20 protein-coding genes and 1 tRNA gene are annotated in these 25,680 nt (G+C 65.6%); 15 read left to right on the top strand and 6 right to left on the bottom strand.

The features are described from left to right. Positions 1-45: 45 nt before the first annotated feature. Positions 46-381 (bottom strand): cupin domain-containing protein, encoded by a 336-nt coding sequence (locus CAL19_RS11090; RefSeq protein ID WP_026638758.1) that lies wholly within the window; start codon positions 379-381, stop codon positions 46-48. Positions 382-530: 149 nt separating this feature from the next. On the opposite strand from CAL19_RS11090, the gene CAL19_RS11085 reads away from it, so the two are divergent. Continuing rightward, a complete protein-coding gene (locus CAL19_RS11085; protein ID WP_094796794.1) occupies positions 531-1,568 on the top strand; it encodes a CobW family GTP-binding protein in 1,038 nt (345 codons plus the stop codon). Between the two features lie 74 nt (positions 1,569-1,642). Beyond that, positions 1,643-2,545, top strand: a complete 903-nt coding sequence (locus CAL19_RS11080) for a LysR family transcriptional regulator (RefSeq protein ID WP_094796793.1) — start codon at positions 1,643-1,645, stop codon at positions 2,543-2,545. A gap of 709 nt (positions 2,546-3,254) precedes the next feature. Here the strand turns inward: CAL19_RS11080 and CAL19_RS11075 are convergent. Beyond that, positions 3,255-3,331 (bottom strand) — tRNA-Met (locus CAL19_RS11075). A gap of 72 nt (positions 3,332-3,403) precedes the next feature. On the opposite strand from CAL19_RS11075, the gene scpB reads away from it, so the two are divergent. The 8 genes from scpB to typA all read left to right on the top strand — a co-directional run bounded on the left by scpB (position 3,404) and on the right by typA (position 14,759). Next, positions 3,404-4,489, top strand: a complete 1,086-nt coding sequence (scpB, locus tag CAL19_RS11070) for an SMC-Scp complex subunit ScpB (protein WP_094796792.1) — start codon at positions 3,404-3,406, stop codon at positions 4,487-4,489. 35 nt (positions 4,490-4,524) lie between these two features. Then, complete coding sequence (gene rluB / locus CAL19_RS11065) at positions 4,525-6,273, top strand: 23S rRNA pseudouridine(2605) synthase RluB (RefSeq protein ID WP_170941519.1); 1,749 nt, start codon at positions 4,525-4,527, stop codon at positions 6,271-6,273. A 401-nt stretch (positions 6,274-6,674) separates the two neighbouring features. Beyond that, positions 6,675-7,166 (top strand): ribosome maturation factor RimP, encoded by a 492-nt coding sequence (gene rimP, locus CAL19_RS11060; RefSeq protein ID WP_026638753.1) that lies wholly within the window; start codon positions 6,675-6,677, stop codon positions 7,164-7,166. Then, positions 7,163-8,641 (top strand): transcription termination factor NusA, encoded by a 1,479-nt coding sequence (gene nusA, locus CAL19_RS11055; protein ID WP_026638752.1) that lies wholly within the window; start codon positions 7,163-7,165, stop codon positions 8,639-8,641. Before rimP ends, nusA begins: the two co-directional genes overlap by 4 nt. An 88-nt stretch (positions 8,642-8,729) precedes the next feature. Then, positions 8,730-11,726 carry a translation initiation factor IF-2 gene (infB, locus tag CAL19_RS11050; RefSeq protein WP_094796790.1) on the top strand — a complete coding sequence of 999 codons (2,997 nt, stop codon included), beginning with the start codon at positions 8,730-8,732 and terminating at the stop codon, positions 11,724-11,726. Positions 11,727-11,749: 23 nt separating this feature from the next. After that, positions 11,750-12,151 (top strand): 30S ribosome-binding factor RbfA, encoded by a 402-nt coding sequence (gene rbfA / locus CAL19_RS11045; RefSeq protein ID WP_026638750.1) that lies wholly within the window; start codon positions 11,750-11,752, stop codon positions 12,149-12,151. Between the two features lie 38 nt (positions 12,152-12,189). Beyond that, entirely contained in the window at positions 12,190-12,942 is a 753-nt protein-coding gene (gene truB / locus CAL19_RS11040) for a tRNA pseudouridine(55) synthase TruB (protein WP_094796789.1), read from the top strand. Then, on the top strand, positions 12,939-14,759 hold the full coding sequence (typA, locus tag CAL19_RS11035; protein WP_026638748.1) for a translational GTPase TypA: 1,821 nt from the start codon (positions 12,939-12,941) through the stop codon (positions 14,757-14,759). Before truB ends, typA begins: the two co-directional genes overlap by 4 nt. 49 nt (positions 14,760-14,808) lie before the next feature. On the opposite strand, the gene CAL19_RS11030 is transcribed toward typA, so the two are convergent. Then, the gene (locus CAL19_RS11030; protein WP_026638747.1) at positions 14,809-15,207 is read right to left on the bottom strand and encodes a tautomerase family protein; all 399 of its coding nucleotides are present in this window, start codon (positions 15,205-15,207) and stop codon (positions 14,809-14,811) included. Positions 15,208-15,329: 122 nt separating this feature from the next. Between CAL19_RS11030 and CAL19_RS11025 the strand changes: the two genes are divergently transcribed. Further along, positions 15,330-16,187 (top strand): LysR substrate-binding domain-containing protein, encoded by an 858-nt coding sequence (locus CAL19_RS11025; RefSeq protein ID WP_026638746.1) that lies wholly within the window; start codon positions 15,330-15,332, stop codon positions 16,185-16,187. 4 nt (positions 16,188-16,191) lie between these two features. On the opposite strand, the gene CAL19_RS11020 is transcribed toward CAL19_RS11025, so the two are convergent. Beyond that, entirely contained in the window at positions 16,192-16,815 is a 624-nt protein-coding gene (locus CAL19_RS11020) for a TIGR00730 family Rossman fold protein (RefSeq protein ID WP_026638745.1), read from the bottom strand. A 52-nt stretch (positions 16,816-16,867) separates the two neighbouring features. Between CAL19_RS11020 and polA the strand changes: the two genes are divergently transcribed. The 3 genes from polA (at position 16,868) to CAL19_RS11005 (ending at position 21,359) form a co-directional block, all read left to right on the top strand. Further along, positions 16,868-19,585: a DNA polymerase I gene (gene polA, locus CAL19_RS11015; protein ID WP_038852065.1), complete on the top strand. Its 2,718-nt coding sequence runs from the start codon at positions 16,868-16,870 to the stop codon at positions 19,583-19,585. A gap of 73 nt (positions 19,586-19,658) precedes the next feature. After that, complete coding sequence (locus CAL19_RS11010) at positions 19,659-20,531, top strand: ZIP family metal transporter (protein WP_094796788.1); 873 nt, start codon at positions 19,659-19,661, stop codon at positions 20,529-20,531. A gap of 36 nt (positions 20,532-20,567) precedes the next feature. Further along, positions 20,568-21,359 carry a dienelactone hydrolase family protein gene (locus CAL19_RS11005; RefSeq protein ID WP_026638744.1) on the top strand — a complete coding sequence of 264 codons (792 nt, stop codon included), beginning with the start codon at positions 20,568-20,570 and terminating at the stop codon, positions 21,357-21,359. 40 nt (positions 21,360-21,399) lie between these two features. Here CAL19_RS11005 and CAL19_RS11000 read toward each other — a convergent pair whose 3' ends face one another. Next, positions 21,400-23,061: a Na/Pi cotransporter family protein gene (locus tag CAL19_RS11000; RefSeq protein WP_094796787.1), complete on the bottom strand. Its 1,662-nt coding sequence runs from the start codon at positions 23,059-23,061 to the stop codon at positions 21,400-21,402. A gap of 163 nt (positions 23,062-23,224) precedes the next feature. Here CAL19_RS11000 and CAL19_RS10995 point away from each other — a divergent pair, with 163 nt between their 5' ends. Next, the gene (locus tag CAL19_RS10995; RefSeq protein ID WP_026638742.1) at positions 23,225-24,616 is read left to right on the top strand and encodes an L-serine ammonia-lyase; all 1,392 of its coding nucleotides are present in this window, start codon (positions 23,225-23,227) and stop codon (positions 24,614-24,616) included. A gap of 103 nt (positions 24,617-24,719) precedes the next feature. Here the strand turns inward: CAL19_RS10995 and lpxO are convergent, their stop codons facing one another. Beyond that, positions 24,720-25,619 carry a lipid A hydroxylase LpxO gene (gene lpxO / locus CAL19_RS10990; RefSeq protein WP_026638741.1) on the bottom strand — a complete coding sequence of 300 codons (900 nt, stop codon included), beginning with the start codon at positions 25,617-25,619 and terminating at the stop codon, positions 24,720-24,722. Positions 25,620-25,680: the final 61 nt, after the last annotated feature.

Here is a 25,680-nt window from a genome sequence, read left to right as displayed (position 1 = left end):
CGGCTGGGCGCGTCGTGCGGGCGGCAAGCCGGCAAACCGCCCCGATCAGCTCCGGTCCAGGAACAGCGTCACGAGTACCGAACAATCCTCAAGCGCGACAACGCTGTGCTCCACGCCCGGCGCCAGGTATACCAGCGTATCCGGTTCCATGCGCCGCGCCGTGCCGTGCGCGCGCAGTTCCAGCGCTCCCTCCAGGCATTGCACGGTGATGGCGCTGTGCTCGATATCGTGCGGAGGCAGCGATTCGCCGGCCGGCAGGTTCAGGCGCAGCACTTCCAGCTGGTCAGCGCGCACCAAAGCCTGCGAGGGGGTATTCTTGATGGCTGCGCCCAATGGGCGGATATCGATGAGTTCGCCCGAGCGGGCATGATGCAATGCCATGTGTACCCTCCTAGGTTTTTGTGTAATGGATAAAGCCGACGCCGCCAACGCGGCACGGCTGCCGTCTGCAAATTCCATTCCGCAGCCATATTACGCCGGCCTATCGGCCGCCGGGCATGTGATCGCGCTGCCTTGCGAGGCGCACCTCCGTGTCTGAACAGCCCGCCGCTCCACGTATCGATCGCCGCATCGGGGTCACTGTGCTCACCGGTTTTCTAGGTAGCGGCAAGACCACGTTGTTGAATCGCCTGGTCAAGGATCCCGCATACGCCGACACGGCGGTCATCATCAACGAATTCGGAACGATCGGCGTCGACCACCATCTGGTGCGGCATGCCGATGCGCGTATCGTGGCGCTGGAGGGCGGCTGCATCTGTTGTACCGTCAATGGCGATCTGGTCCATGCCTTGCGCGACCTCTTCATGATGGCGCTGCGGCGGCAGATAAAACCGTTACGCCGCGTGTTGATCGAAACGACGGGCCTGGCTTCTCCCGCGCCGATTCTGTTCACTTTGCGGCACGAGCCGTTTCTTGCGGAACGATACGTCCACGCCGGCACGCTTGCGGTGGTGGATGCCAGCCATATCGCGCGCCAGCTTCTGGATCAGCCGGAAGCCGCCCAACAGGTCGCGTTGGCGGACCTGGTCGTTTGCGCCAAGCCGGATCTGGTTGACCAGGATGCGCTGTCCCATGCGCTGGACGCCGTCGCGCAGGTGCATCCCGGCGTGGCCATGTGCGTGCAGTGGCCCGATGCCGCGCTGGATCGCCGGCTGGCGCCTGGCGAACCGCTGCCCTTGCGCGTGGCAGGGGGCTCGTGGAGCGTCGGACTGGCGGGCCTGGCCGGGTTGAGCGGCGGGTCCCGTCATCCCCGGGTCAGCCAGGTCGTAATCGATTTGCCGCACGCCCTCAGCCGCGCCGCCTTCCTGACCGGCATGGCGCAAGTCCAGCAGGCGCATCACCAGGGGTTGCTGCGCATCAAGGGCGTGATCGGCTTCGCGGGCGAGTCTGTGCCTTGCGCGGTGCACGGCGTGCATCGCGACCTGTATCCGCCCGAGCCGCTTGCAGGCTGGCCTGCGGGCCTGGCGCAATCGCGTCTGGTGTGCATCGTGCGCGACCTCGATCCCGGCGTCTTGCAGGCTTCGCTGCGGCAGGCGTTGCGCCAGCCGCCTGGCGCCAGCGCACATTAAGACAACAAAGTTAAGTCGGCGCGCAACCCGAAATACGGTATAAAGCCTGCACCGCCGCCAGAAAAGAGACAATCATGGACCGCCTGAAAGCCATGCAGGTGTTCGTCGAGGTCGTCGATCGCGGCAGTCTGTCCGCCGCGGCGCAGCATCTCGATATGTCACGGGCCATGGTGTCCCGCTACCTGGCCGAGCTCGAAGAATGGGTGGGGGCCCGGCTGCTGCACCGTACCACTCGCCGGCTCAGCCTTACCCCCGCGGGTTCCGATGCCTTGCCTCGCTGTCGCAGCATGCTCGACCTTGCAGGAGAAATCCGCCATGCCGCGACCTCTCCGGACACCGAGCCGCGCGGCGAGCTGCGCATCACCGCCAGCCTATCGTTCGGCGTGGTGCAGCTCAGCAGTGCAATGGCGGACTTCGTTGCCCGGTACCCGGGCGCCTCGGTTCACCTGCAGCTGATCGATCGCATCGTCAATCTGGTCGAAGAGCGAGTCGATCTGGCGGTGCGCATCACCAATGAACTCGATCCCAATCTCATCGCGCGCAAGCTGGCGCCTTGCCGGTCGGTGGTGTGCGCCGCGCCCTCGTACTTGAGCGCGCATGGCGCGCCGGCGCGGCCGGAAGACCTGGCCAGGCACAATTGCCTTACCCATTCGCACTATGGCAAGAGTCTGTGGCGGTTCCAGCGCGATGGGTCGTGGATCGATGTGCCGGTCAGTGGAAACATCACCGCCAACGACGTCATATTGCTGGCGCGCACGGCAGTGCAGGGCAGTGGTATCGCGCTGCTGCCTACGTACCTGGTGGGCGACGATATAGCCTCCGGGCGGCTGGTGCCGCTGCTTGCCCAGACTCCCCCCGAGGAACTCGGCATCTATGGCGTATATGCGTCGCGCCGGCAGATGCCGCTGGTGCTGCGGGCCATGCTCGACTTCCTGGCCGAGCGCTTCGGGCCCACGCCCTGGGACGCGCCGGCGTAGGCGCAGCGCGCGGGCAAGGCATCGCAATGCTTTGTCGCCACCGGCATTGTAGGTATAATCAACTGACTGTCTTCATGAAGACCAACGTCGTCCCATCCGGCGCTGCCTACAGGCAGCCATGGCGCCAGGGCATTCAATGCCACGCCAGCACGACGGGGCGCGCGCAACACCGCAGCGGCTGGCGCCGTCGCGGATCTTCCGGCCAGCGGTTCCGCCCAGGCGGTTTCAAGGTTTGCCGAAGTTGTTGTGGTGCGGGTTGGCAGGCCGCCTATGCGCCGGCCGTTCATGGGGGCGGCATGGTCGTCCCATACGTCTAAGAATTGTCGGCTCAGCGTTGCCGCAAGCCAGCCTGCTTATTTCAGGCTGGGCGCGGTTATTGTTCGGGGCAAGGGGTTTTCCGCATCTTCGTCCTCTGCCCTGGCGCCAGGCGGTTCAGGTTCATTTTTTATAAGCATTGGCCGCATCGGCGGCGCTGCGCACTGATAAGCGCGGCATCGTACGGGTTCAGGTTGCCAGCCAGCTGGCGCCGCCCTCGTGCCGTTCTGGCAGGAACACTGTGAACATTAAGCAAGTCCGCATTTCGGCATGCTCCGCTTCCATCATTGGGTTGGGCGGTCGGTGGTGCGCGGGCGGGCGTGGCATTCGCGGTGGCTGCCAGGCGCGACGCCCAGCAAAAAGGCCCGGCGTTGAGCCGGGCCTTCGGAAAGCTTGGTTGCGGGGGCAGGATTTGAACCTACGACCTTCGGGTTATGAGCCCGACGAGCTGCCAGACTGCTCCACCCCGCGTCTGAAGAGAAAGATTTTATCTTTTTTGAATCCGTGACGCAAATTCGCCCATTAATAACCGACTGATAATCAATGAACGATAGCGAGGCAATATGCGTGCTGGAAGTTGCGCTGCTATGCGCGAGCCAGCCGATGCAACTGGCCGAAATGCGCAAGCTGTTCGGCGATGACCCGGAATTCGACAATGACCGGCTGCGGGCATTGTTGCAGGCGCTGCAGCAGCAATGGGCCGAGCGCGGCATGGATTTGGTGCAGCTGGCCTCGGGGTGGCGCTTCCAGAGCCGGCCGCACATGCAGCGTTATCTGGAACGCCTCAATCCCGAAAAGCCGCCAAAGTATTCTCGTGCCGTCATGGAAACGCTGGCCATCGTGGCCTGGCGCCAACCCGTCACTCGCGGCGATATCGAAGACATCCGGGGCGTGACAGTGTCGTCCCAGATCGTCAAGACCCTCGAAGATCGCGGCTGGATAGAAGTGATCGGCCATCGCGACGCGCCGGGCCGGCCCGCGTTGTTCGGCACCACGCGCCAGTTTCTCGACGATCTGGGTTTGCGTGCGCTCGACGAGCTGCCGCCGCTGGACACCGCGCAGGCGGCCGCAGCCCTCGAAGGCCTGGATCTGGGAGGGTCGGAAGTCACGCTTTCGCCTTCTGCCCAGACGCCGGACGGTCAGTCCCAGGACGGCCAGGCGCTGGCGGATGGCCCTGACGCAGGCAGCACGGTGGCGGCTGCCCCGACCGCGGACGGCCCCGCGGCGGGCGATCCTGCGGCGGGCGTCTCGTCCGCCGAGGTGCCAGACATCCCGCCGCCCATGTCGGACCAGGTGCCTCAACCCGGCAAACACCCTGAAGTGCCGCAGCCTGACAATCAACCCGAGATCGCGCCGGCAACCAGCCAGCCCGAAATCACGCCGGTGGACCCCCAGCCCGAGATCGAGCCTCCCGCGCCGGGGCCCGACGTACATCCCCCGGCGCCCGAGCCCGAAGTCGAACCCCCGGCGCCCGAACCCGAGGTCGACCCTCAAGATCCCGAACCCGAGGTCCCGCCTCGGGAACCGGGGCCCGACGTGCCGCCGTCCGCTCCCCAGCCGCTGGCGCCTGAGGCCCCCTCAACACCTGATGAAGACCGGTCTGCCCAGGGCGGGCTGGTGCAAGCTTGAAATCTGGAGCTGTCTCTGTGACAACGAATACAACGATGCAAGAAGATGACTTTCCTGTTCCCGGCGTGACTGCGCAGGCTGCTCCTGCGGCGCCGGCCGTTTCCGACGCAGGGCCGGACGGGGCCGAGTCCGCCGCCGCCGGCGAAGCCGCTGAAAACGGCAATGCCCGCGGGCGCGGCCGCAAGCTGCGCACGCCGTTTCGCCGCCGGCGCGCGGACGCTGCCGGCGCGGCGGCCGGCGCCCCTGAGCCGGGCGGCAATGACGCGCCGGCCGAGGCGCGCGCGGCCGGCCCCCAGGGCGATAACCGCGGGTCCGAGCACGAGGCCGAACAGGCTTTGTCTTTTCTCGATCAGGCCGCGCGCATCGAGCAACGTCTGGGCAAATATCTGAACAGCGATGCGGCCATGCCCAAGCTGCACAAGGTCCTGGCCGATGCCGGCATGGGCTCGCGCCGCGAAATGGAAGAACTGATCACTGCCGGGCGCGTATCGGTCAATGGCGAGCCGGCCCACATAGGCCAGCGGGTGGGGCCGTCGGATGTGGTTCGTGTCAATGGCAAGCCCATCGTGCGTCCCAACACCCGCAAGCCGCCTCGTGTCATCCTGTATCACAAACCTGCGGGCGAAATCGTCAGCCACGACGACCCTGCCGGCAGGGCCAGCGTCTTTGCCCGGCTGCCCAAATTGCGCACCGGCAAATGGCTCTCTGTCGGGCGCCTGGATCTCAACACCGAAGGCCTGCTCATTTTCACCACCTCGGGCGACATGGCCAACCGCATCATGCATCCGCGCTATGGCACCGAACGCGAATACGCGGTGCGGGTGCTCGGCGAAATGGACGACGCGACGCGCAAGTCCCTGGTCGAAGGCATTCAGCTCGAAGACGGCATGGCCGCGTTCGGCACGCTTGACTACCTGGGCGGCGACGGCAGCAACCGCTGGTATCGCGTCACTCTCCAGGAAGGCCGCAACCGCGAAGTCCGTCGCATGTTCGAAGCCGTGGGCGTCACCGTCAGCCGATTGATCCGTACCCGTTTCGGCGATCTGGTGCTGCCGCGTACATTGCGCCGTGGCCGCTGGGAAGAGCTCGACTCCAAGCTGGTCACCGCCCTGATGGTGCAGCTTGGCCTGTTGCGCGACGACGACGACGCCGACGGCGGACGGGTGCGCCAGCCGCGCTCTCACGACAGTGCGCTGCCGCCGGGCTTTGGCACGCTGGAACGCAATGGCATGAACGGCGCGCGCATCGGCCGGCGCGGCAAGCTGCAGGGCGGCCGCGCGGGCAGTCCGGGCGCTGTGGCGTCTTCGCCGTCCGATCCGTTCGGCACCGGCCTGATGATCACGGGCGGCTACGCCAATGGCCATCCGCTGGGCAAGGACGCCGGGCGCGGCAAGGGCGGCAAGGGCGGCAAGCCGGGCAAGAGCGGCGCAGCCAAGGCGGGTGGCGCCCGGCCCGCAGGGCCCAAGACGCCCAAGAATGGCAAGCCGCGGCGGCCGGGCAAGGCGGCCGGCCCGGACGCAGCCGCAGCCGCGGTCGTGGCGGGAACGGCGCCTGCCGCAGCCGCGCCGCGCAAGAGCGGCCCCGGCAAACCCGGCAAGCCTGCCGGGCCCGGGGGGCGCAACGGTCAGCCGGGGGCAGGGCGCGGCAGCGCCAAGGCCCAGGGCGGCAAGGCGCGCGCCAAGCGCAGCTCGGCCAAGGGCGACGATTGGCAGCCCAAGAGCGCCTCGGCGCACGAGTCCCGCCTGGGATTTCTGGGCGGTTCGCGCGGGCGCGGCGGCCGTTAAGCCGCGCGGCCTGGCCTTGCAGGCGCGCGGGCCCGCAGAATCTGGCTGTAAACCCGTGAGCTAGCAGGCAATTTTCCCGGTAATCTGGTAAAATTGCTGGTTTTCATGGCGTGGGGCCATCGCACGGGCGTGCCCGTGTGGCGTCCGGTGCGGGTGGCGGCGTGTAAAAGCGGCGCATGCCTGGCGTGCGACGTGGCTTGATGTGGTGGCTTTGCGGTTTGCCAGGTTCGCGGCCAGGTCGCCCCGGGCGGCTGCTACGGCCCGCGCGCAGGAACAAAAGGTCGCAATATTTGGGCTCGGGCCCGGTGGTGGGGTTTTCCGGCGGGTCGTCCCGCAGAAGGCCCTGCCCGGGTGCCGGGCAATACGGTGGGCTGGGTTTGCAGCCCATTTTTTTTGAGTGTATGGCTGATTTATACGCATTGACCCAAGAGGCGCTAGCCGGAATGGACGTCGAACTGGTCGACGTCGAACGTGCCGCGCTCGGCTTGTTGCGCGTCACCATCGACAAGGCCGGCGGGGTGCGCATCGAAGACTGCGAACAAGTGTCGCGGCAGTTGTCGCGCGTCTACGAAGTCGAAAACATCGACTACAAGCGTCTCGAGGTCGGCTCGCCGGGCGTCGATCGCCCGTTGCGCACCGAGGCCGAGTTCCGCCGATTCGCGGGCGAGCGTATCGAAATCAAGCTGCGTCAGCCGCTGGACGGCCGCAAGGTGTTCACCGGCATCCTGTCCGTGCCCGAGGCCGACAGCGGCGCGGGCGCCGACACGCAGGCCGTATTCGGTCTCGAATTCGAGGCAAAAAAAGACGACATCCAGGTCTTGAACTTCACGCTCGCCGATGTCGAGCGTGCCAAGCTGGATCCCGTTCTGGATTTCAAGGGCAAAAAGCGATGAGTCGCGAAATTCTTCTGTTGGTCGATGCCTTGGCGCGTGAAAAAAACGTCACGCGCGAAGTAGTTTTCGGGGCGCTTGAAAGCGCGCTGGCTTCGGCCATGAAAAAACGCTTCAAGGAAGACGCCGATATCCGCGTCGCCATCGACCGTGAAACCGGCAGCCACGAGGGCTTTCGCCGGTGGCTGGTGGTGCCCGACGAGGCCGGCCTGCAGGAACCCGACAGGCAGGAATTGCTGTCCGATGCATGCGAGCTGGTGCCCAATATCCAGGTCGGCGAATACATCGAGGAACCCCTCGAGCCCATCGAGTTCGGCCGTATCGGTGCGCAGGCCGCCAAGCAGGCCATCCTGCAGAAAATCCGCGATGCTGAGCGCGAGCAGGTGCTCAACGACTTCCTTGACCGTGGCGAGACCATCATCTCCGGCACGATCAAGCGCATGGACAAGGGCGACATCATTGTTGAAACCGGCAAGATCGAAGCCCGCCTGCCGCGTTCCGAAATGATCCCCAAGGAAAACTTCCGGGTCGGCGACCGCCTGCGCGCCTACGTGCTGCGCGTGGACCACGCCGCCCGGGGGCAGCAGGTCATTCTCTCGCGCACGTCGCCCGAATTCATCCGCCAATTGTTCGAAAACGAAGTGCCGGAAATCGAACAGGGGCTGCTCGAGATCAAGGCCGCCGCGCGTGATCCCGGCGTACGGGCCAAGATCGCCGTCGTTGCCTATGACAAGCGCATCGATCCCATCGGCACCTGCGTAGGCATGCGGGGTTCGCGTGTTACCGCGGTGCGCAACGAGCTCGGCGGCGAACAGGTCGACATCGTGCTGTGGTCCGAAGACCCTGCCCAGTTCGTCATCGGCGCGCTGGCGCCGGCCAATGTCGAATCGATCGTGGTCGACGAAGACAAGCACGCCATGGACGTGGTGGTCGACGAAGAAAACCTGCCCAAGGCCATTGGCGCCAAGGGCCAGAACGTGCGCCTGGCGTCCGAGCTCACCGGCTGGCAGATCAACATCATGACGCCGGAAGAAAGCCTCAGCCGCCAGGAGGCCGAGCGCGCCGACCTGCGCGCCACGTTCATGAACAAGCTCGACGTCGACGAAGAAGTCGCCGACATTCTCATCGACGAGGGCTTCACCGGTATCGAGGAAATCGCCTACGTTCCCATGCAGGAACTGCTGGAAATCGAGGCGTTCGACGAAGACACCATCAACGAGCTGCGCTCTCGCGCCCGCAATGCGTTACTTACCGAGGCCATCGCCCAGGAAGAGCGCCTTGAAACGGCACAAGACCTGCTCGAACTCGAAGGCATGACGCCGGAACTGGCTTCCAAGCTGGCGGAACGGCAAGTGCTGACGCGCGATGACCTGGCCGAGCTGGCCGCCGACGAGCTTGCCGAAATTTCCGGCCTCGACGAGCAGCAGTCCAGCGAGCTGATCATGCGCGCCCGGGCCCACTGGTTCGATGAAGAATAACCAGGCGGGTGCCGAACCAGGTGCAAGGGCGGCAACGCCGCCCGCGTACCGTTGTTGTAATCGCTGCATATAGAGGGAAGATAGCCTAATGTCGAGTAATACTGTCGCCCAGTTCGCTACCGAGCTGAAAATGCCTGCCAACGTGCTGCTGGAGCAGCTGCGTGCGGCTGGCGTTGACCTCAACTCGGTAGACGACGCGGTTACCGACAGCGACAAGGCGAAGTTGCTCGACTCGCTGCGCCGCGCCCATGGCGCGACCGAGGGCAAGAAGATCACCTTGACGCGTCGCCAGACCTCCGAAATCCGCCAGGCCGATGCCACCGGCCGTTCGCGTACCATTCAGGTCGAAGTCCGCAAGAAGCGCGTGTTCGTCAAGCGCGATCCTTCCGAGCTCGCCCTCGAACAGGCGCGTGCCGAGGCGGCGCCGGCTGTGCCCGAGGCCCCGGCCGCGCCCGTCGAGCCGGCCGTCCCCGCGCCCGCCGCAGTGCAGCCAGCGCCCGAACCCGCCGCGCCGGCCCCGTCCGCGCCTGCGGCACAAGACCAGGAACCGGCCGCCGAGCCTGCTCCTGCCCCCGCGGCCCAGGCCCAGCCTGAGCCCCAACCCGAACCGGCGGCCCAGCCGGCAGAAGCTCCGGCCGAACCCGCGCCGCCCGCTGAAGCCGAGCCCGTCGCCGAGCGCGAGGCCGAGCCGGCCTCGCCGCAACCTGCTGTGCAAGCCGAAATCGATACCGCTACTGAATCCCCTGCGCAAGCCGCCCCGGTCAAGTCCGAGCCGGCCGCAGCAAAATCCGAATCCCCGGCAGCGACGCCCGCGCCGAGCCGCCCTGCAGGTGGCCGTCCAGAGGGCCGTCCTGCAGCAGGCCGCCCCACGGAAGGCCGCCCCACGGCTGGCCGTCCTGCCGCCACGCCGGCGGCCGCGGCGCCTGCGCCCGATACCGCCGCCCGCGAGCAGGCTCGCCGCGCGGCCGAAGCCGAAGCCGCCGCGTTGCGCGAAATGCTGAACCGTCCGCGCAAGGTCCTGCGTGCGCCCGAACCCGAGGCGCCTGCCGCGGCCCTGTCCGGCACGCTGCACAAGCCGGCCGGCAAGGCAGCCACGCCGGGCGCCAAGAAAGACGCCAAGCCGGGTGCGGTCGGATCCAAGAAAACCATCAAGACCGCCGAAGTCGCCTCCACCTGGAGCGATGATGCTTCCCGCAAGAAGCCGGCCGACACCAAGTCGGGCGCTCCTTCCCGCGACGGCTGGCGCGCCGGCGGCAAGGGCGGCAAGGGTGGCCGCAACAGCCGCAACCAGCAGGCCGACCGCCGTCACGAGGCCGCGCCGCAGGAATTCATCGCGCGCGAAGTACACGTGCCCGAAACCATCAGCGTGGCCGACCTGGCGCACAAGATGTCCGTCAAGGCCGCCGAGGTCATCAAGCAGTTGATGAAGCTGGGTCAGATGGTAACCATCAACCAGGTGCTCGACCAGGAAACCGCGATGATCGTGGTCGAAGAGCTCGGGCACGTGGCTATTGCGGCCAAGCTCGACGACCCCGAAGCCTTCCTCGACGAAACGCCGGGCGTTGCCGAAGCCGAATCCCTGCCGCGCGCGCCCGTGGTTACCGTCATGGGCCACGTCGACCACGGCAAGACCTCGCTGCTCGACTTCATCCGCCGCTCCAAGGTGGCCTCGGGCGAGGCCGGCGGCATCACGCAGCACATCGGCGCGTACCACGTCGAAACCGAGCGTGGCGTTGTCACCTTCCTCGACACCCCGGGTCACGAAGCGTTTACCGCCATGCGCGCGCGCGGCGCCAAGGCAACCGACATCGTCATCCTGGTGGTGGCCGCCGATGATGGCGTCATGCCGCAAACCCGCGAAGCCATTCACCATGCCAAGGCCGGCGGCGTGCCGCTGGTCGTGGCAATCAACAAGATCGACAAGCCCGAAGCCAACCCCGACCGCGTCAAGCAGGAACTGGTGGCCGAAGAAGTCGTGCCCGAAGAATACGGCGGCGACGTGCCGTTCGTGCCGGTTTCCGCTAAGACGGGCACCGGTATCGACGACCTGCTCGAAAACGTGCTGCTGCAGGCCGAAATCCTCGAGCTCAAGGCGCCGATCGACGCGCCGGCCAAGGGGCTGGTTATCGAAGCCAGGCTCGACAAGGGGCGCGGCCCCGTGGCCACCATCCTGGTGCAAAGCGGCACGCTCAAGCGCGGCGATGTCGTGCTGGCAGGCGCCAGCTTTGGCCGCGTGCGCGCCATGCTCGACGAGACGGGCAAGCAGGTCCAGGAAGCCGGGCCGTCGATCCCCGTCGAGATCCAGGGCCTGACCGAAGTGCCGGCTGCCGGCGACGAGCTCATCGCCCTGGCTGACGAGCGCAAGGCCCGCGAAATCGCGCTGTTCCGCCAAGGCAAGTTCCGCGACGTCAAGCTGGCCCGTCAGCAGGCTGCCAAGCTCGAGTCCATGTTCGACAACCTGGGCGAGGGCATGCAAACCCTGCCGCTCATCGTCAAGACCGACGTTCAGGGCTCGCAGGAAGCGCTGGTGGCTTCGCTTACCAAACTGTCCACCGACGAAGTGCGCGTGCAAGTGGTGCATGCGGCCGTGGGCGGCATTTCCGAAAGCGACGTCAACCTTGCCATCGCCTCCAATGCCGTGGTCATCGGCTTTAACGTCCGCGCCGAGCAAAGCGCCAAGAAGCTGGCCGAATCCAATGGCATCGACCTGCGCTACTACAACATCATCTACGACGCCGTGGATGAAGTGAAGGCGGCCATGTCGGGCATGCTGGCGCCCGAGAAAAAAGAAGAGGTCATCGGCCTGGTCGAAGTGCGCGAGGTCTACTCCATTTCGCGTATCGGCAACGTTGCGGGCTGCATGGTGCTCGACGGCTTGGTTCGCCGCGATTCGCAAGTCCGCCTGCTGCGCAACAACGTCGTGCACTGGACCGGCCACCTCGATTCGCTGCGCCGCTTCAAGGACGACGTCAAAGAGGTCAAGTCCGGCTTCGATTGCGGCCTGACTCTGCGTGGCAGCAATGACATCCAGGTGGGCGACCAGCTGGAAATCTTTGAAATCAAGGAGATCGCCCGCTCCCTGTAAGGGGCGGCGTTTCCGGGTCGTTCATGAGTCGTCACAAGTCCAAATCCATCCCCGGCCGCAACCTGCGGCTGGCCGACCAGATCCAGAAAGACCTGGCCGGCCTCATCCAGCGCGAGCTGGATGTATCGCGGGCCGGCCTGATCACGTTGTCCGGCGTCGAGTTGTCTGCCGACTACGCGCACGCCAAAGTTTATTTCACGGTGTTGGGCGCCGAGCCCGACACCGCCGCCGCGCTGCTCAACGAAAAGGCCGGCTGGCTGCATTCGCAGCTCTACAAGTTGCTGCATATCCACACGGTGCCCACCCTGCGCTTTGTACACGACGCGCAGGTCGCCCGCGGCATCGAAATGTCGGCGCTCATCGACCGGGCCAATCGCTCCGGCCCGGTCCCGCACGAGCCCGACGAACCTGAAGACCAGCGCTGACCGGCTGTCGTCGCTGCTTTTTTTTTCCGGATTCGACGATGGCTAAACGACGCGGGCTTGCGCTCGACGGTGTCCTGTTGCTCGACAAGCCTGTGGGTTTGTCGAGCAATCACGCCCTGCAGCGCGCCCGGCGCACTGTCGACGCGGCGAAAGCGGGGCATACCGGCACGCTGGACCCTTTCGCCACCGGGCTGCTGGTGTGCTGCTTCGGTCGCGCCACGAAAATCTCCGGCGCGATGCTCGACGCCGACAAGGCCTACCGTGCCACTTTGCAGTTTGGCGAGGAAACCGATTCCGGCGATCTCACCGGCCATGTGGTGGCGCGGGCCGCGGAGGGTTACAGTGTTACCGAAGCCGCGCTGCGCGAGGTATTGTCACGTTTCCAGGGCGCCATCGAGCAGGTGCCGCCGATGTATTCGGCGCTCAAGCGCGATGGCAAGCCGCTGTACGAGTACGCCCGGCAAGGCATTGAACTCGAACGCCCGCCGCGCCAGGTCACCTTGTATCGTATCGAACTGGTGCAGTTGTGCGGCAATAGCGCCGAGATCGATGTCGCCTGCAGCAAGGGCACCTATATACGCACGCTGGCCCAGGACATCGGGCGAGCGCTGGGCTGCTATGCCCACCTGTCGGCGCTGCGGCGCACGCTCGTCGGGCCGTTTTCGCTGGATCGCGCCGTCACGATCGAGGCCTTGCAGGCCATGACCGACCCTGCGCAGGCGTTGCTTGCGTTGACCGAATTGCCGGAGGGCTTGCTGCCCCCCAAACAGACCTTAAAGGACCCGCTATGACTCGCGCCCTGCGCAACGTCGCCATCATCGCCCACGTCGACCACGGCAAGACCACCCTGGTTGACCAGCTGCTGCGCCAATCCGGCACTTTCCGCGAAAACCAGGCCGTTACCGAACGGGTGATGGACTCGAACGATCTCGAAAAAGAGCGCGGCATCACCATCCTGGCCAAGAACTGCGCCGTGGAATATCAGGGCACCCATATCAACATCATCGATACGCCGGGGCACGCCGACTTCGGCGGCGAGGTCGAGCGCGTGCTTTCCATGGTCGACGGCGTGCTGTTGCTGGTCGATGCCGTCGAAGGCCCCATGCCGCAGACCATCTTCGTCACACGCAAGGCGCTGGGCCTGGGGCTCAAGCCTATTGTGGTGGTCAACAAGATCGACCGGCCAGGCGCGCGGCCCGACTACGTCATCAACGCGACGTTCGACCTGTTCGACAAGCTCGGGGCCACGGAAGAACAGCTGGACTTTCCCGTGGTGTACGCATCGGGCCTGTCCGGCTACGCCGGCCCGACGCCGGATGTGCGCGAAGGCGACATGCGGCATTTGTTCGAGGCGATTCTCGAACATGTGCCGCAACGCGAAGACGACCCGGACGGCCCTCTGCAAATGCAGATCATCTCGCTGGACTACAACAGCTACGTCGGCAAGATCGGCGTGGGCCGCATCAACCGCGGGCGCATCCGCCCCGGAATGGACGTGGCGTTCCAGTTTGGCCCCGAAGGCGATGCCGGCAAGGGCCGCATCAACCAGGTGCTGAAGTTCAAGGGGCTCGAGCGCGAAGTCGTGTCTGAGGCGGAAGCCGGCGACATTGTGCTCATCAACGGCATCGAAGACATCGGCATCGGGTGCACCGTGATGGACCCGGCCAAGCCCGAGCCATTTCCCATGCTGCGCATCGACGAGCCGACGCTCACGATGAACTTCATGGTGAACACGTCGCCGCTGGCGGGCCGTGAAGGCAAATTCGTCACCAGCCGTCAGCTGCGCGATCGTCTCGAGCGCGAGCTGAAGTCCAATGTGGCCCTGCGGGTGCGCGACACCGGCGACGATACGGTGTTCGAGGTCTCCGGCCGCGGCGAACTGCACCTGACCATCCTGCTCGAAACCATGCGCCGCGAAGGCTATGAATTGGCCGTTTCGCGGCCCCGGGTGGTGTTCAAGGACATCGACGGCGTCAAGTGCGAGCCTTTCGAAGCCCTTACCGTTGACGTAGAAGACGCCCATCAGGGCGGGGTGATGGAAGAGCTCGGGCGCCGCAAGGGCGACCTGCAGGATATGCAGCCCGACGGCCGTGGCCGCACCCGGCTCGAATACCTGATTCCGGCGCGCGGCCTGATCGGGTTCCAGAATGAGTTCCTGACGCTGACTCGCGGCACCGGCCTCATGAGCCACATATTCCACGAGTACGCGCCGGTGCGCGAAGGGTCGATCGGCGAGCGCCGTAATGGCGTGCTGATCAGCCAGGACAATGGCGAAGCCGTGGCCTATGCGCTCTGGAAGCTCCAGGACCGCGGCCGCATGTTTGTCAGCCCCGGCGAAGCGCTGTACGAAGGCATGATCATCGGCATACACAGCCGCGATAACGACCTGGTGGTCAACCCCATCAAGGGCAAGCAGCTCACCAACATCCGTGCGTCCGGCACCGACGAGGCGGTGCGCCTGGTTCCGCCCATCCAGCTCACGCTGGAGTACGCAGTCGAGTTCATCGACGACGATGAACTGGTCGAGATCACGCCCAAATCGATCCGCCTGCGCAAGCGTCACTTGCAGGAGCACGAGCGTCGCCGCGCCGCGCGCGAGAACGCCTGACCGTCGGTAGCGGAGCGGGTCAGCAGGCGGCGCCACGGCGCCGCCTTTTTTACACCCCCGCGCGCTGGTGCCGGTATTCCTGGGTGGCGCCACCGTACCCATAGGCGGTGGCCCGCGCATCGATCACATGCACATACGAGCACTCATGCAGCCTGCCCAGCAGCTGCCCGAAGGCTGTATGAATGGCCGCGATGTAGCGGGCCTTCTCCTGCTTGGTGTTTGTCTCGTCCGTGACGCTGATGTCCAGGTGAAACGCGTGCTGCCCCGTTTCCGACAGGGGTTTTCCGGCGATGAACCAGTCATCCTGCGCGATGTACTGCAGCGTAATGGCGGTGACTTCCGGGGCCTTGCCCAGCACCGCGTGAGTAAGTTCCATGACCTTGTCGACCACTTGCCGGCTGGTCGTGGGGTCGGGCTGTCCCGACAGATGGATGACGATGTGCGGCATGCTGGCTCCCTGGACGGTTAGAAGCGGTCTCGATCGACCGTGCCGCCAGTCTAGTGGCGCCTTTGACATCTGAAAAACGGGAATTTACGATAGTATCCAACGAAAAAACCGTTGGATAGATCGTGCAGGGATTCGACCTCGACCAATTGCGCACGTTCGTCGTAGTGCTGGACGCGGGCAGTTTTACGGCCGCGGCGCCGCTGGTGCACCTGTCGCAATCCGCCGTCAGCGAACAAATACGCAAGCTGGAACAGCGTGCCGGCCAGCCGCTGCTGGCGCGCGGCAAGACGGGTGTGCGCGCCACCCCCGCGGGCTTGCGCCTGCAGGCCCACGCGGCGCGCATCCTGGCCATGGCGGACGAGGCCCTGCGCGACCTGCGAGGCGTGCCGCTCGATGGTGAACTGCGCCTGGCGCTCACCGATTACTTCCGCCCCCGCGATGTCGCCGGGCTGCTGCGGCGCCTGAACCAGCGCTATCCCCAGGTGCGCCTGCATGTGGCGATCATGAAAAGCGGCGAGGTCGAGGCGGCTTGCGCCCAAGGCGAGTACGACCTTGGCCTGACGATGCAGGTGTGCGTCCCGGGCGCCAGGCGAACGCCGGGCATCGTGTTGCGGCGCGAGCCGCTGTGTTGGATGGGCGCGCCGGGGACGCAAGTGGCGCGCGGTGCGCCGCTGCCGCTGGTGGCCCTGCCCGAATCGTGCGCCCTGCGCCAGTTCGCCGAACGCCTGCTGGTACGCCGAGGCCGCATGTACACGGTGGCGCACGTCGCCTCCGGCGTGGCCGGCGTGCAACTGGCGCTGGCCGCCGGACTGGGCGTGGCCTGCCTGAACGAGTCGGCGCTGGCTCCCGGGGTCGAACGGCTGTCAGGCGCGAGCCTGCCCGCGCTGCCCCAGGTTCAGTTTGCATTGCTGCCCGCGCGCGCCGACGAAAGCGAGTTTGTGGCGCGTGCGCGGCAGGCGTTGGCAGAAGCGCTGGCTTAGCAGGTCAGCCGGGCAGGGTGGGCGGATAATTCGGCGTGCGCCGTTGGCTATGAAAGTCCACGACGCATTGCACGACCTTGTCCGGATCGTCTTCTATCGTAAACAGCTCCAGGTCGTGTGCCGCAATCATGCCGTTGGGCAGCATCTGTTCGCCCAGCCATTGCACCAGGCCCTGCCAGTACTCGCTGCCCACCAGGATGATGGGCGCGGGCGGCACCTTGCCTGTCTGGATCAGGGTCAGGGCTTCGAACAACTCATCCATCGTGCCAAAGCCGCCGGGCAGCGCCACATAGGCAAAGCTGTGCATGAAAAAAGTGGCCTTGCGCGAATAAAAATACTCGAACGACAGGCTGATGGTCTGGTATTCATTATTGTGCGCTTCATGCGGCAGGCTGATGTTCAGGCCCACGCTGACGCCGCCAGCCTCGAAGGCGCCTTTATTGGCGGCTTCCATGATGCCGGGGCCGCCGCCCGCAATAACCGCAAAGCCGGCCTGGGCCAGCGCCGTGGAAATGGCGACGCACCTCTGGTAATGCGGCGAATCGCGGCTGATGCGGGCGCTTCCGAATACGCTGACGGCGGGGCCGATGTCGGCCAATTGTTCTGCCGCCTCTTGTATCTCTGACATAATCACCGGTATTTGCTTACCGGCGGGCGTTTCTAGTTCTGCTTTTGTAACCATGAATAAAACCTTATTGCTGGTCGACGGTTCCAGCTACCTGTACCGCGCTTTTCACGCTATGCCCGATCTGCGCAATGCGCAAGGTGAGCCAACGGGCGCGCTCTACGGCGTCGTAAATATGCTGCGCAAGCTGGTGTCGGATCATAAAGCAGACTACGCAGCGTGCGTTTTCGATGCGCGCGGCAAAACATTCCGCGACGATCTGTTCCCCGACTATAAGTCTCATCGTCCTCCCATGCCCGACGACCTGGCCGCGCAGATCGAGCCCATTCACCAGGCCGTGAAGGCCCTGGGGTGGCCGGTGCTGGCCATCGAAGGCGTCGAAGCCGACGACATCATCGGCACCCTGGCCCATCATGCCGCGCGGCAAGGCGTACACACCATTGTCTCTACCGGCGATAAAGACCTCGCCCAGTTGGTTACTCCCCAAGTCACGCTGGTCAATACCATGAGCGGCGAAGTGCTCGACGTCGCCGGCGTAGAGCGCAAGTTCGGCGTGCCGCCCCAGCGCATCGTCGATTATCTGATGCTCGTGGGCGACACGGTCGACAACGTGCCCGGCGTTACCAAGGTAGGGCCCAAGACGGCCGCGAAATGGCTGGCCGAGCATGGCTCTATCGACGCTCTGGTGGCTCAGGCCGACACCATCAAGGGCGTAGCAGGTAGCAATCTGCGTGCCGCCATCGACCAGTTCCCCCTGACGCGCCAGTTGCTTACGGTAAAGTGCGATTGCGATCTTACCGGCCACGTGGCATCCATCGACGATCTGGCGCCCAGCCAGCCCGATGTCGAGACCCTGCAGGCGCTGTACGAGCGCTATGGGTTCCGCACCTGGCTGCGCGAACTTACCGGCGATGCCCAGCGAGTGCCCGCGGGCGACGCCCGCGTCATCGCCGAAGCGCCGGCTGCGCCGGCCGAACTGCGATACCAGATCATCTCGACCTGGCCGGCCTTTGATGAATGGATGGCGCAGGTGGCCGACGCCCCGCTGGTCGCCGTCGATACCGAAACCACCTCGCTCGACGAAATGCAGGCCAGCCTGGTGGGCATTTCCATGGCCGTGGCGCCCGGCGTGGCTTGCTATATTCCCGTGGCCCATCGCGGGCCCGATAGCGCCGAGCAATTGCCCAAGCAGGCGGTGCTCGAGCGCCTGCGCGATTGGCTACAAGATCCGGCGCGTGCCAAGCTGCTGCACCACGCCAAGTACGACGCTCACGTGTTTGCCAACGAGGGCATCGCCCTGGCGGGCATCGTCGACGACACGATGTTGCAGGCCTACGTGCTGGAATCCCACCGCGGCGTGGGCCTGAATGATCTGGCGCAGCGTTATCTGGGGCGGGGCGGCATCACGTACGAGGAACTCTGCGGCAAGGGCGCCAAGCAGATCTGTTTCGACGAAGTGGCGGTCGATCGTGCCGGCCACTACGCGTGCGAAGACGCCGATTTCACGCTGCAGCTGCACCATGCCCTGCGCCCCAGGGTGGCCGCCGACCCCGGCCTCGAGCGCATCTACGAGCTCGAAATCCAGGTGTCTCGCGTGCTGACCATTATCGAGCGCAATGGCGTCAGGGTCGACGCTGCGGAACTGGCCCGCCAGAGTCACAAGCTGGGGCAGGAAATGCTCGTGCTGGAACAGCGCGCCTATGAACTGGCCGGTCAGCCGTTCAACCTGAATTCGCCCAAGCAATTGGGCGAGATCCTCTTTGGCCGCATGCAATTGCCGGTGGTGCGCAAGACGGCCAGCGGGGCACCGTCCACGGACGAAGAAGTGCTGTCCAAGCTGGCCCGTGACTATCCCTTGCCGCAGGTACTGCTCGAATACCGGGGCCTGTCCAAGCTGAAATCCACCTATACCGACAAGCTGCCGCGCATGATCAATGCGCGCACGGGCCGCGTGCATACACATTACTCGCAGGCCGCCGTCATCACGGGGCGGCTGGCGTCGTCCGAGCCCAACCTGCAGAACATTCCGGTACGTACCGAAGCGGGCAGAAGGGTGCGCGAGGCCTTCATCGCCGAACAGGGCGTGCTGGTCTCGGCCGATTATTCGCAGATCGAGCTGCGCATCATGGCGCACGTGTCCGATGACGCCAATCTGCAGCAGGCGTTCGCTGCGGGCGAAGACATCCACCGCGCCACGGCGTCCGAAATCTTTGGCGTGCCGCTGGCCGAGGTCGGCGCAGAGCAGCGCCGCGCCGCCAAGGCCATCAACTTCGGCCTGATCTACGGCATGGGCGTATTTGGCCTGGCTTCCAACCTGGGCATCACCCGCGACGCCGCGCAGGCCTACATCGACCGGTATTTCGCGCGCTACCCCGGCGTGGCCCAGTATATGGAGCACACCCGGCAACTGGCGCGCCAGCAAGGCTATGTCGAGACCGTATTCGGCCGTCGCCTGCAATTGCCCGACATCCGCGCCGCGTCCGGCCCGCGACGGCAGGGCGCCGAGCGCGCGGCCATCAATGCGCCCATGCAGGGCACGGCGGCCGACCTGATCAAGATGGCCATGGTCGCCGTGCAGGACTGGCTCGCCGCCGAACGCATGGCGTCGCGCATGATCATGCAGGTACACGACGAACTGGTGCTCGAAGTGCCCGATGACGAACTCGCCACGGTGCGCGCCCATTTGCCGGAGCTCATGTGCGGGGTGGCGCAGCTGCGGGTGCCGCTGGTGGCCGAGGTAGGCGCTGGCCCCAATTGGGAGCAGGCGCACTAGCGGCAGAGGGACGCCGGGGGTAGCTGCATGAAATGATATAATATATCTTCTTCTACCCTCCGCTAAGTCACCCATGCTGCTCTTCTGGATCTTGCTGGCCACCATGTCCGGCGGCCTTCTTGCCGTAGCGGCCGCCAGCTGGCTCGCCTATCGCGTTTTCAGCAAGTATCTGCACCACATGGTTAGCCTGTCGGTAGGCGTGCTGTTGTCGGTGGCCTTGCTGCATCTGCTGCCCGAGGCCTTCGAAAGCGCCACCGCCGACGCCCATACCTTGTTCGCCCTGATGCTGGCCGGCCTGCTCGGTTTTTTCGTGCTCGAGAAAATTGCCCTGCTGCGCCACAGCCATCACCACGAGGGCGACGGCCATCATCACCACAAGGGGCACGACCGCCACGAGGCCGGGCGCGGCGGCGTGCTCATCCTGGTGGGCAGTTCATTGCACAACCTGTGCGACGGTGTGCTGGTGGCAGCCGCCTTTCTGGCCGATCCCGTGCTGGGCGTGCTGACCGCGGCGTCCATCATCGTGCACGAGGTGCCGCACAAGCTCGGTGACTTCGTCGTGCTGATCAACGCGGGCCTGGCGCGCCGGCGGGCCTTTGTGCTGATTCTGTGTTCCGGCCTGTGCACCGCGCTGGGCGGGGTGATCGGTTTTTTCGCCTTGCAGGACGCGCAGCAGTGGGTGCCATACGTGCTGGTCGTCGCCGCCAGCAGCTTTCTATATATTTCGGTGGCCGACCTGATCCCGCAGATGCATGAGCGCGGCTCGCTGCGCGAAGCGGTACCGCAGTTGCTGCTGGTGAGCGCAGGCGTTATCGTCATCTATGGCGTCACGTCGTTGCTGCATCATGGGCCGGCGCACGGGCACGAGCATGCCCACGGCGCGGCGCATGGCCACACGCACGAAACGGCGCGGCCCGCCGGCCATCAGGCCACCCACGAGCACTAGGGCCCGTTTCGGGGCCCGCCAGTACAGGAGTCCCACATGAGCTTTGCCCCCGCTGCCGGCAATCCTGCAGATACCACCATCCATACTGACGCCGACGGCCTCGCGCACGGTGTATTCGACCTGCCCGTGCACGACGGCTCGATTTCCGCCTATTACGCGGCGCCGCAGGGCCGCACTGGCCTGCCCGTGGTGCTGGTGGTGCAGGAAATATTCGGCGTGCACGAGCACATCAAGGATATCTGCAGGCGTCTGGCCAAGGCCGGCTACCTGGCCGTGGCTCCCGAGCTGTACCAGCGCCAGGGCGATGCGGCGGCCTATACCGACGTGCCCAAGCTGATCCAGGAAATTGTCGCCAAGGTTCCCGACGAACAGGTCTACGCCGACCTCGATGCCAGCCTGGCATGGGCCGAGCAAAATGGCGGCGATACCCGGCGCGCGGGCATCACCGGTTTCTGCTGGGGCGGGCGCCTTACCTGGATGTATGCCGCCCGCAACCCCGCCATCAAGGCTGGCGTGGCGTGGTATGGCAAGCTCAGCACCGGCCACGGCCCGCTGATCAAGCAGGTCGTGCTCGACGTGGCGGCCGACCTGCAAGGCCCCGTGCTGGGCCTTTACGGCGGCAAGGATGCCAGCATTCCGCTGGAAGACGTCGATGCGCTGAAGGCAACGTTGGCGCAGGGCAATGCCGCCGCGCGCGCTTCAGAAGTGGTGGTGTATCCCGACGCCGGCCACGGTTTCCTGGCCGATTACCGGCCGATGTACCGCGCCGCCGACGCTCGCGACGGCTGGCAGCGGATGTTGGATTGGTTCCAGCGCCACCTGGCCTGACCGGACGGCCTGCCGCGGCGCCCGGGCTGTCGCGGCAGGCTCAGTCTTCCGTTGGGCGCAGGCGGCTCGGAAGAAGTTCGCCGCGGCGCGCCAGCAGCGGATACGCCGACGCGCCCACGACGTGCGAGTTGATGCCTTTCATGTCCCGCACGATATCCATGTACAAGGCGCCGACCTCGGCTGCATCCACTTCGCCGGACTTGATTTTCTGCAGGTGCAGCTCGGCCTCGCGCGTCTCCAGCTCACGGAAGCGCGCCTTCTCGCGCGCCAGCTCCCGGGCCTGTCGCACGTCGTCGTTGACAAACAGGGCCGCCGCCTGACGCTGGTTCGCGATCAGGCGACCCAGCGTTTCGTCCAGCCGCTGGCGCTGCTCGGGCAGCAGCGCCCAGCCGTGCTTGCGCAGGCGGCCCACGTGATTCAGCAGGCCATGGTATGCGATGTCGCCGGCGTGGCCGATATTGCTGGCAAAGGCCAGGATGTCGTCGAGCCGCTTCACATCGTCGCCGGTCATGTTCTCGCGGTCGAGCAGAGCCAGATAAGTGATGATGGCCGTCTCGATCTTGTCGAGCGCATTATCGAGCTGGCGCGCCTGCACCATGCGGTGGCGGTTGTCGCGCTTGAAGCCCGCCCGCGCATACATCAGCAAGGTCTGCAGCATGTCGGCCATGCGCAGCGCCTCGCGCGCTGCGTTGCCCAGCGCCACCGCCGGCACGTCGTGCGCCGCCTCGTCCAGGTATTGCGGTCGCGCCGGGTCGTTGGGATCGGTGCGCTTGGGCAGCCAGCGGATCAGCAGCGCCGCATACGGGCCCAGCAAGGGCAGAAAGACCAGGGCCACGGCGGTATTGAACACCGTGTGGAAGTTCGCCACTTCGCGCGCGCTGTCTCCACCCAGCATGGCTATCCAGCCTGGCAGCCAGGGCAGCAATATCAGGCCGGCAAGCACGCCGGCCACGCGGGTCAGCAAGTTGCCCAGCGGCAGCCGGCGGGCGGCCGGATCGTCGCCGCTGACGCCTTCGATCATGGGGTTGACGGCCGTGCCCAGGTTGGCGCCCAGCACCAGGGCGATAGCCAGTTCGGGCGCCACCAGGTGATGGTCGGCAAGCGACATGACCAGCACGACCACGGCCACGCTCGAGTGTGCAGCCCAGGTCAGGGCCGCGGCCAGCAGTACGGCAGCCACCGGCTGCGTGGCCAGCGCGTCTAGGATAAGCGCCAGCAGCGGGGCGTTTTGCAGGGGGGCGAACAGCGACACCAGCTGATGCAGGGCAAGCAGCAGCAGGCCCAGGCCGATGAACACCCGGCCCAGGTCGCGGGTGCGTCCGGGCGGATAGCGGCGAAACATCCATACGCCGGCCAGGATCAGCGCCGGCGCCAGCGAGGTCAGGTCGAACGACAGCACCTGCACGATGAGGGTGGTGCCCACATTGGCTCCCAGCATCGCCGCCAGCGCCGGCCCCAGCCCCACGAGCCCCCCCGCGGCAAAGCCGGTGATCATCAGCCCGGTGGCCGTGCTGCTCTGCAGCGCGGCGGTAATGCCCAGGCCGGTTCCGAACGCGCGCAGGCGCGTGCCCAGGGCGCGCCCCAAAGCGGCGCCCAGCGCCGCGCCGTAGGCGCGTTGTACACCGGTCTGCACCATGTGCACACCCCACAGCAGCAGGGCGACATACCCTGCGAAATCCAGCAAAGGCAGAATCCCAGACATTTATCGTTGGCCGCTCCAGATTCGCCGGCCTTGCCGGCATCAGTAAAATGACATGTCAGACGGCAATCATCGCATGGCCGCGCTCCGGTGCGAAATCCGCTCCCGCAACGCGTTTGCGGCCGTCCGTTAAGCTTGCTGCCGTTGTCTTTGCCGGGAGTCTGCAGTGGCGGTATCTGCCTTTGACCTGTTCAAGATTGGTATCGGGCCATCCAGCTCGCATACGGTTGGCCCCATGCGCGCGGCATTGCTGTTTGCGCAAGGGTTGCAGCGCGACGGGCTCCTGCCGCAGGTTGCCAGCCTGCGCGTCGAGCTCTACGGTTCCCTGGGGGCCACCGGCAAGGGGCACGGCACCGACAAGGGCGTGATGCTGGGCCTCATGGGCCACGCGCCCGACACCGTCGATCCGGCAGCCATTGCCGGCCTGCTGGACCAGGTTCGCGCCCGCAAAGTCTTGCCGTTGCTGGGGCACTTCGATGTGCCCTTCATCGAAAGGGAACACATCCTGTTCTACCGCCGCATCGCGCTGGCAGAGCACCCCAACGGCATGAAATTCCACGCCTGCGACAGCAACGGCGATGTCCTGCGCGAGTCCCGGTATCTGTCGGTGGGCGGCGGGTTCGTCGTCACGGCCGGCGCGCCCAACTCGCAGGTTATTGCCGCGCACGACCAGTTGCCCTTTGCCTTTCGTACCGGCCGCGACCTGCTGTCGATGTGCCGTGAAAACGGCCTGACGGTGGCGCAGCTCATGATGCGCAACGAACTCACCTGGCGCGCGCAGGAGCAGGTCGAGGCCGAGCTCGACCGCATCTGGCAGGTGATGCAGGACTGCGTCAGCCGGGGGTGCGGCATTGACCACCCGCAGGCCGATGGGGAACTGCCCGGTCCGCTGAAGGTGCGCCGGCGCGCGCCCGAACTCTACCGAAGCCTGACAGTGCGTGCCGAGCGCACGCTTTCCGATCCGCTGTCTGTGATGGATTGGGTCAACCTGTACGCCATGGCGGTCAATGAAGAAAACGCCGCCGGCGGGCGGGTGGTGACAGCGCCCACCAATGGGGCGGCGGGCATCATTCCGGCGGTGCTGCATTATTACGACCGCTTTGTGCCGGGCGCCAGCTGCGCCGGGGTGCGCGACTTTCTGCTTACCGCCGCCGCGATCGGGCTGCTCTACAAGTACAACGCCTCATTATCCGGGGCCGAGGTGGGTTGCCAGGGCGAGGTGGGCGTCGCCTGTTCCATGGCGGCCGGCGCGCTGGCGGCCGTGCTGGGCGGTACGGTAGAGCAGGTCGAAAACGCCGCGGAAATCGGCATGGAACACAATCTGGGCCTGACGTGCGACCCGGTGGGCGGCCTGGTGCAGATTCCGTGTATCGAGCGCAATGCAATGGCCTCGGTCAAGGCGGTCAACGCCGCACGCATGGCCTTGCGCGGAGACGGCCACCATTATGTGTCGCTGGATTCGGTCATCAAGACCATGCGCGAGACGGGCGCCGACATGAAAACCAAATATAAAGAGACCGCCCGTGGTGGCCTGGCCGTGAACATTGTGGAATGCTGAGGCGCCGCCGGCGCCCGCGCGGCGGTGCGACTATCGCGTGATGGAACCCGGTGTCAGGCTCCGAAGGTGCCCGATACCTCGCATTAGGCGGCAGGGCCTATGCCTACCACGCCAGAAACGCCACCACCGCCAGCACGATCAAGCCCCACTTGGTAGCCTTGTACGCCGTACGGTTCCAGGCCTTGAACTGCTTGCGCTTCTGGTCGATGACCCAATGCGCATGGGTCAGCTTGTTGATCGCGCCGGTCTGGTCGCCGCTGTCGTTGGGCGAACTGGCCGCCGACATCACCACGCGGCCGAACCAGCGGTTGAAGGACTCGGCCCAGCCCCACTTCAGCGGGCGTTCGACGTCGCAAAACAGGATGATGCGATTGGCCTCGGTCTTGTTGTGCGCCTCGTGCACGTAGGTCTCGTCGAACACCACGCTTTCGCCGTCGCGCCAGCTATAGGTTTCGCCATCGACGATGATGTGGCAGGCGTCATCGTTGGGCGTGACCAACCCCAGGTGATACCGCAGCGAGCCGGCGAACGGGTCGCGGTGGCGGTTGAGCTTGCCGCCGGGCGGCAGCTCGGCGAACATGGCGGCCTTTACCTTGGGCAGCCCTTTCAGTATGGCCACCGTGCGCGGGCACAACTCTTCGGCCGACGGGTGGCGGGCGTCATACCATTTCAGGTAAAAGCGCTTCCAGCCATACTTGAAAAACGAATTGAACCCGATGTCGTCATGGCGCTCGGCGGCCTTGATGCGCCGCAGCTCGGCCATTTTCAGGGCTTCTTCGCGTATGACTTCCCAGTTGTCGTCCAGCACCTGCAGCTCGGGAATCTCGCGGGTGGGCAGGTACGGCGTGGTGGGTACCCGCGAGCACAGCACCATGAACGCGTTGACCGGCGCCAGCAGTACAGACTGGTCCAGCAGCTGGCGTGTCAGCCGCAGTCGCACACGGCCTCGGAAGTGGGCAAACAATATGGAGGCCAGCCATATGCCCGCAATGAGCCATTTCATGGATACGCATGCTTCCGCTGCAAGGCGGATTCTGGGTAAAACCATATTGTTACATAGCTGG

The sequence above is a fragment of the Bordetella genomosp. 7 genome (assembly GCF_002261265.1).
GTDB lineage: Bacteria > Pseudomonadota > Gammaproteobacteria > Burkholderiales > Burkholderiaceae_B > Bordetella_A.
The sequence above is the reverse complement of the archived record's forward strand: the minus strand, read 5'-3'. Positions and strand labels throughout refer to the sequence as shown.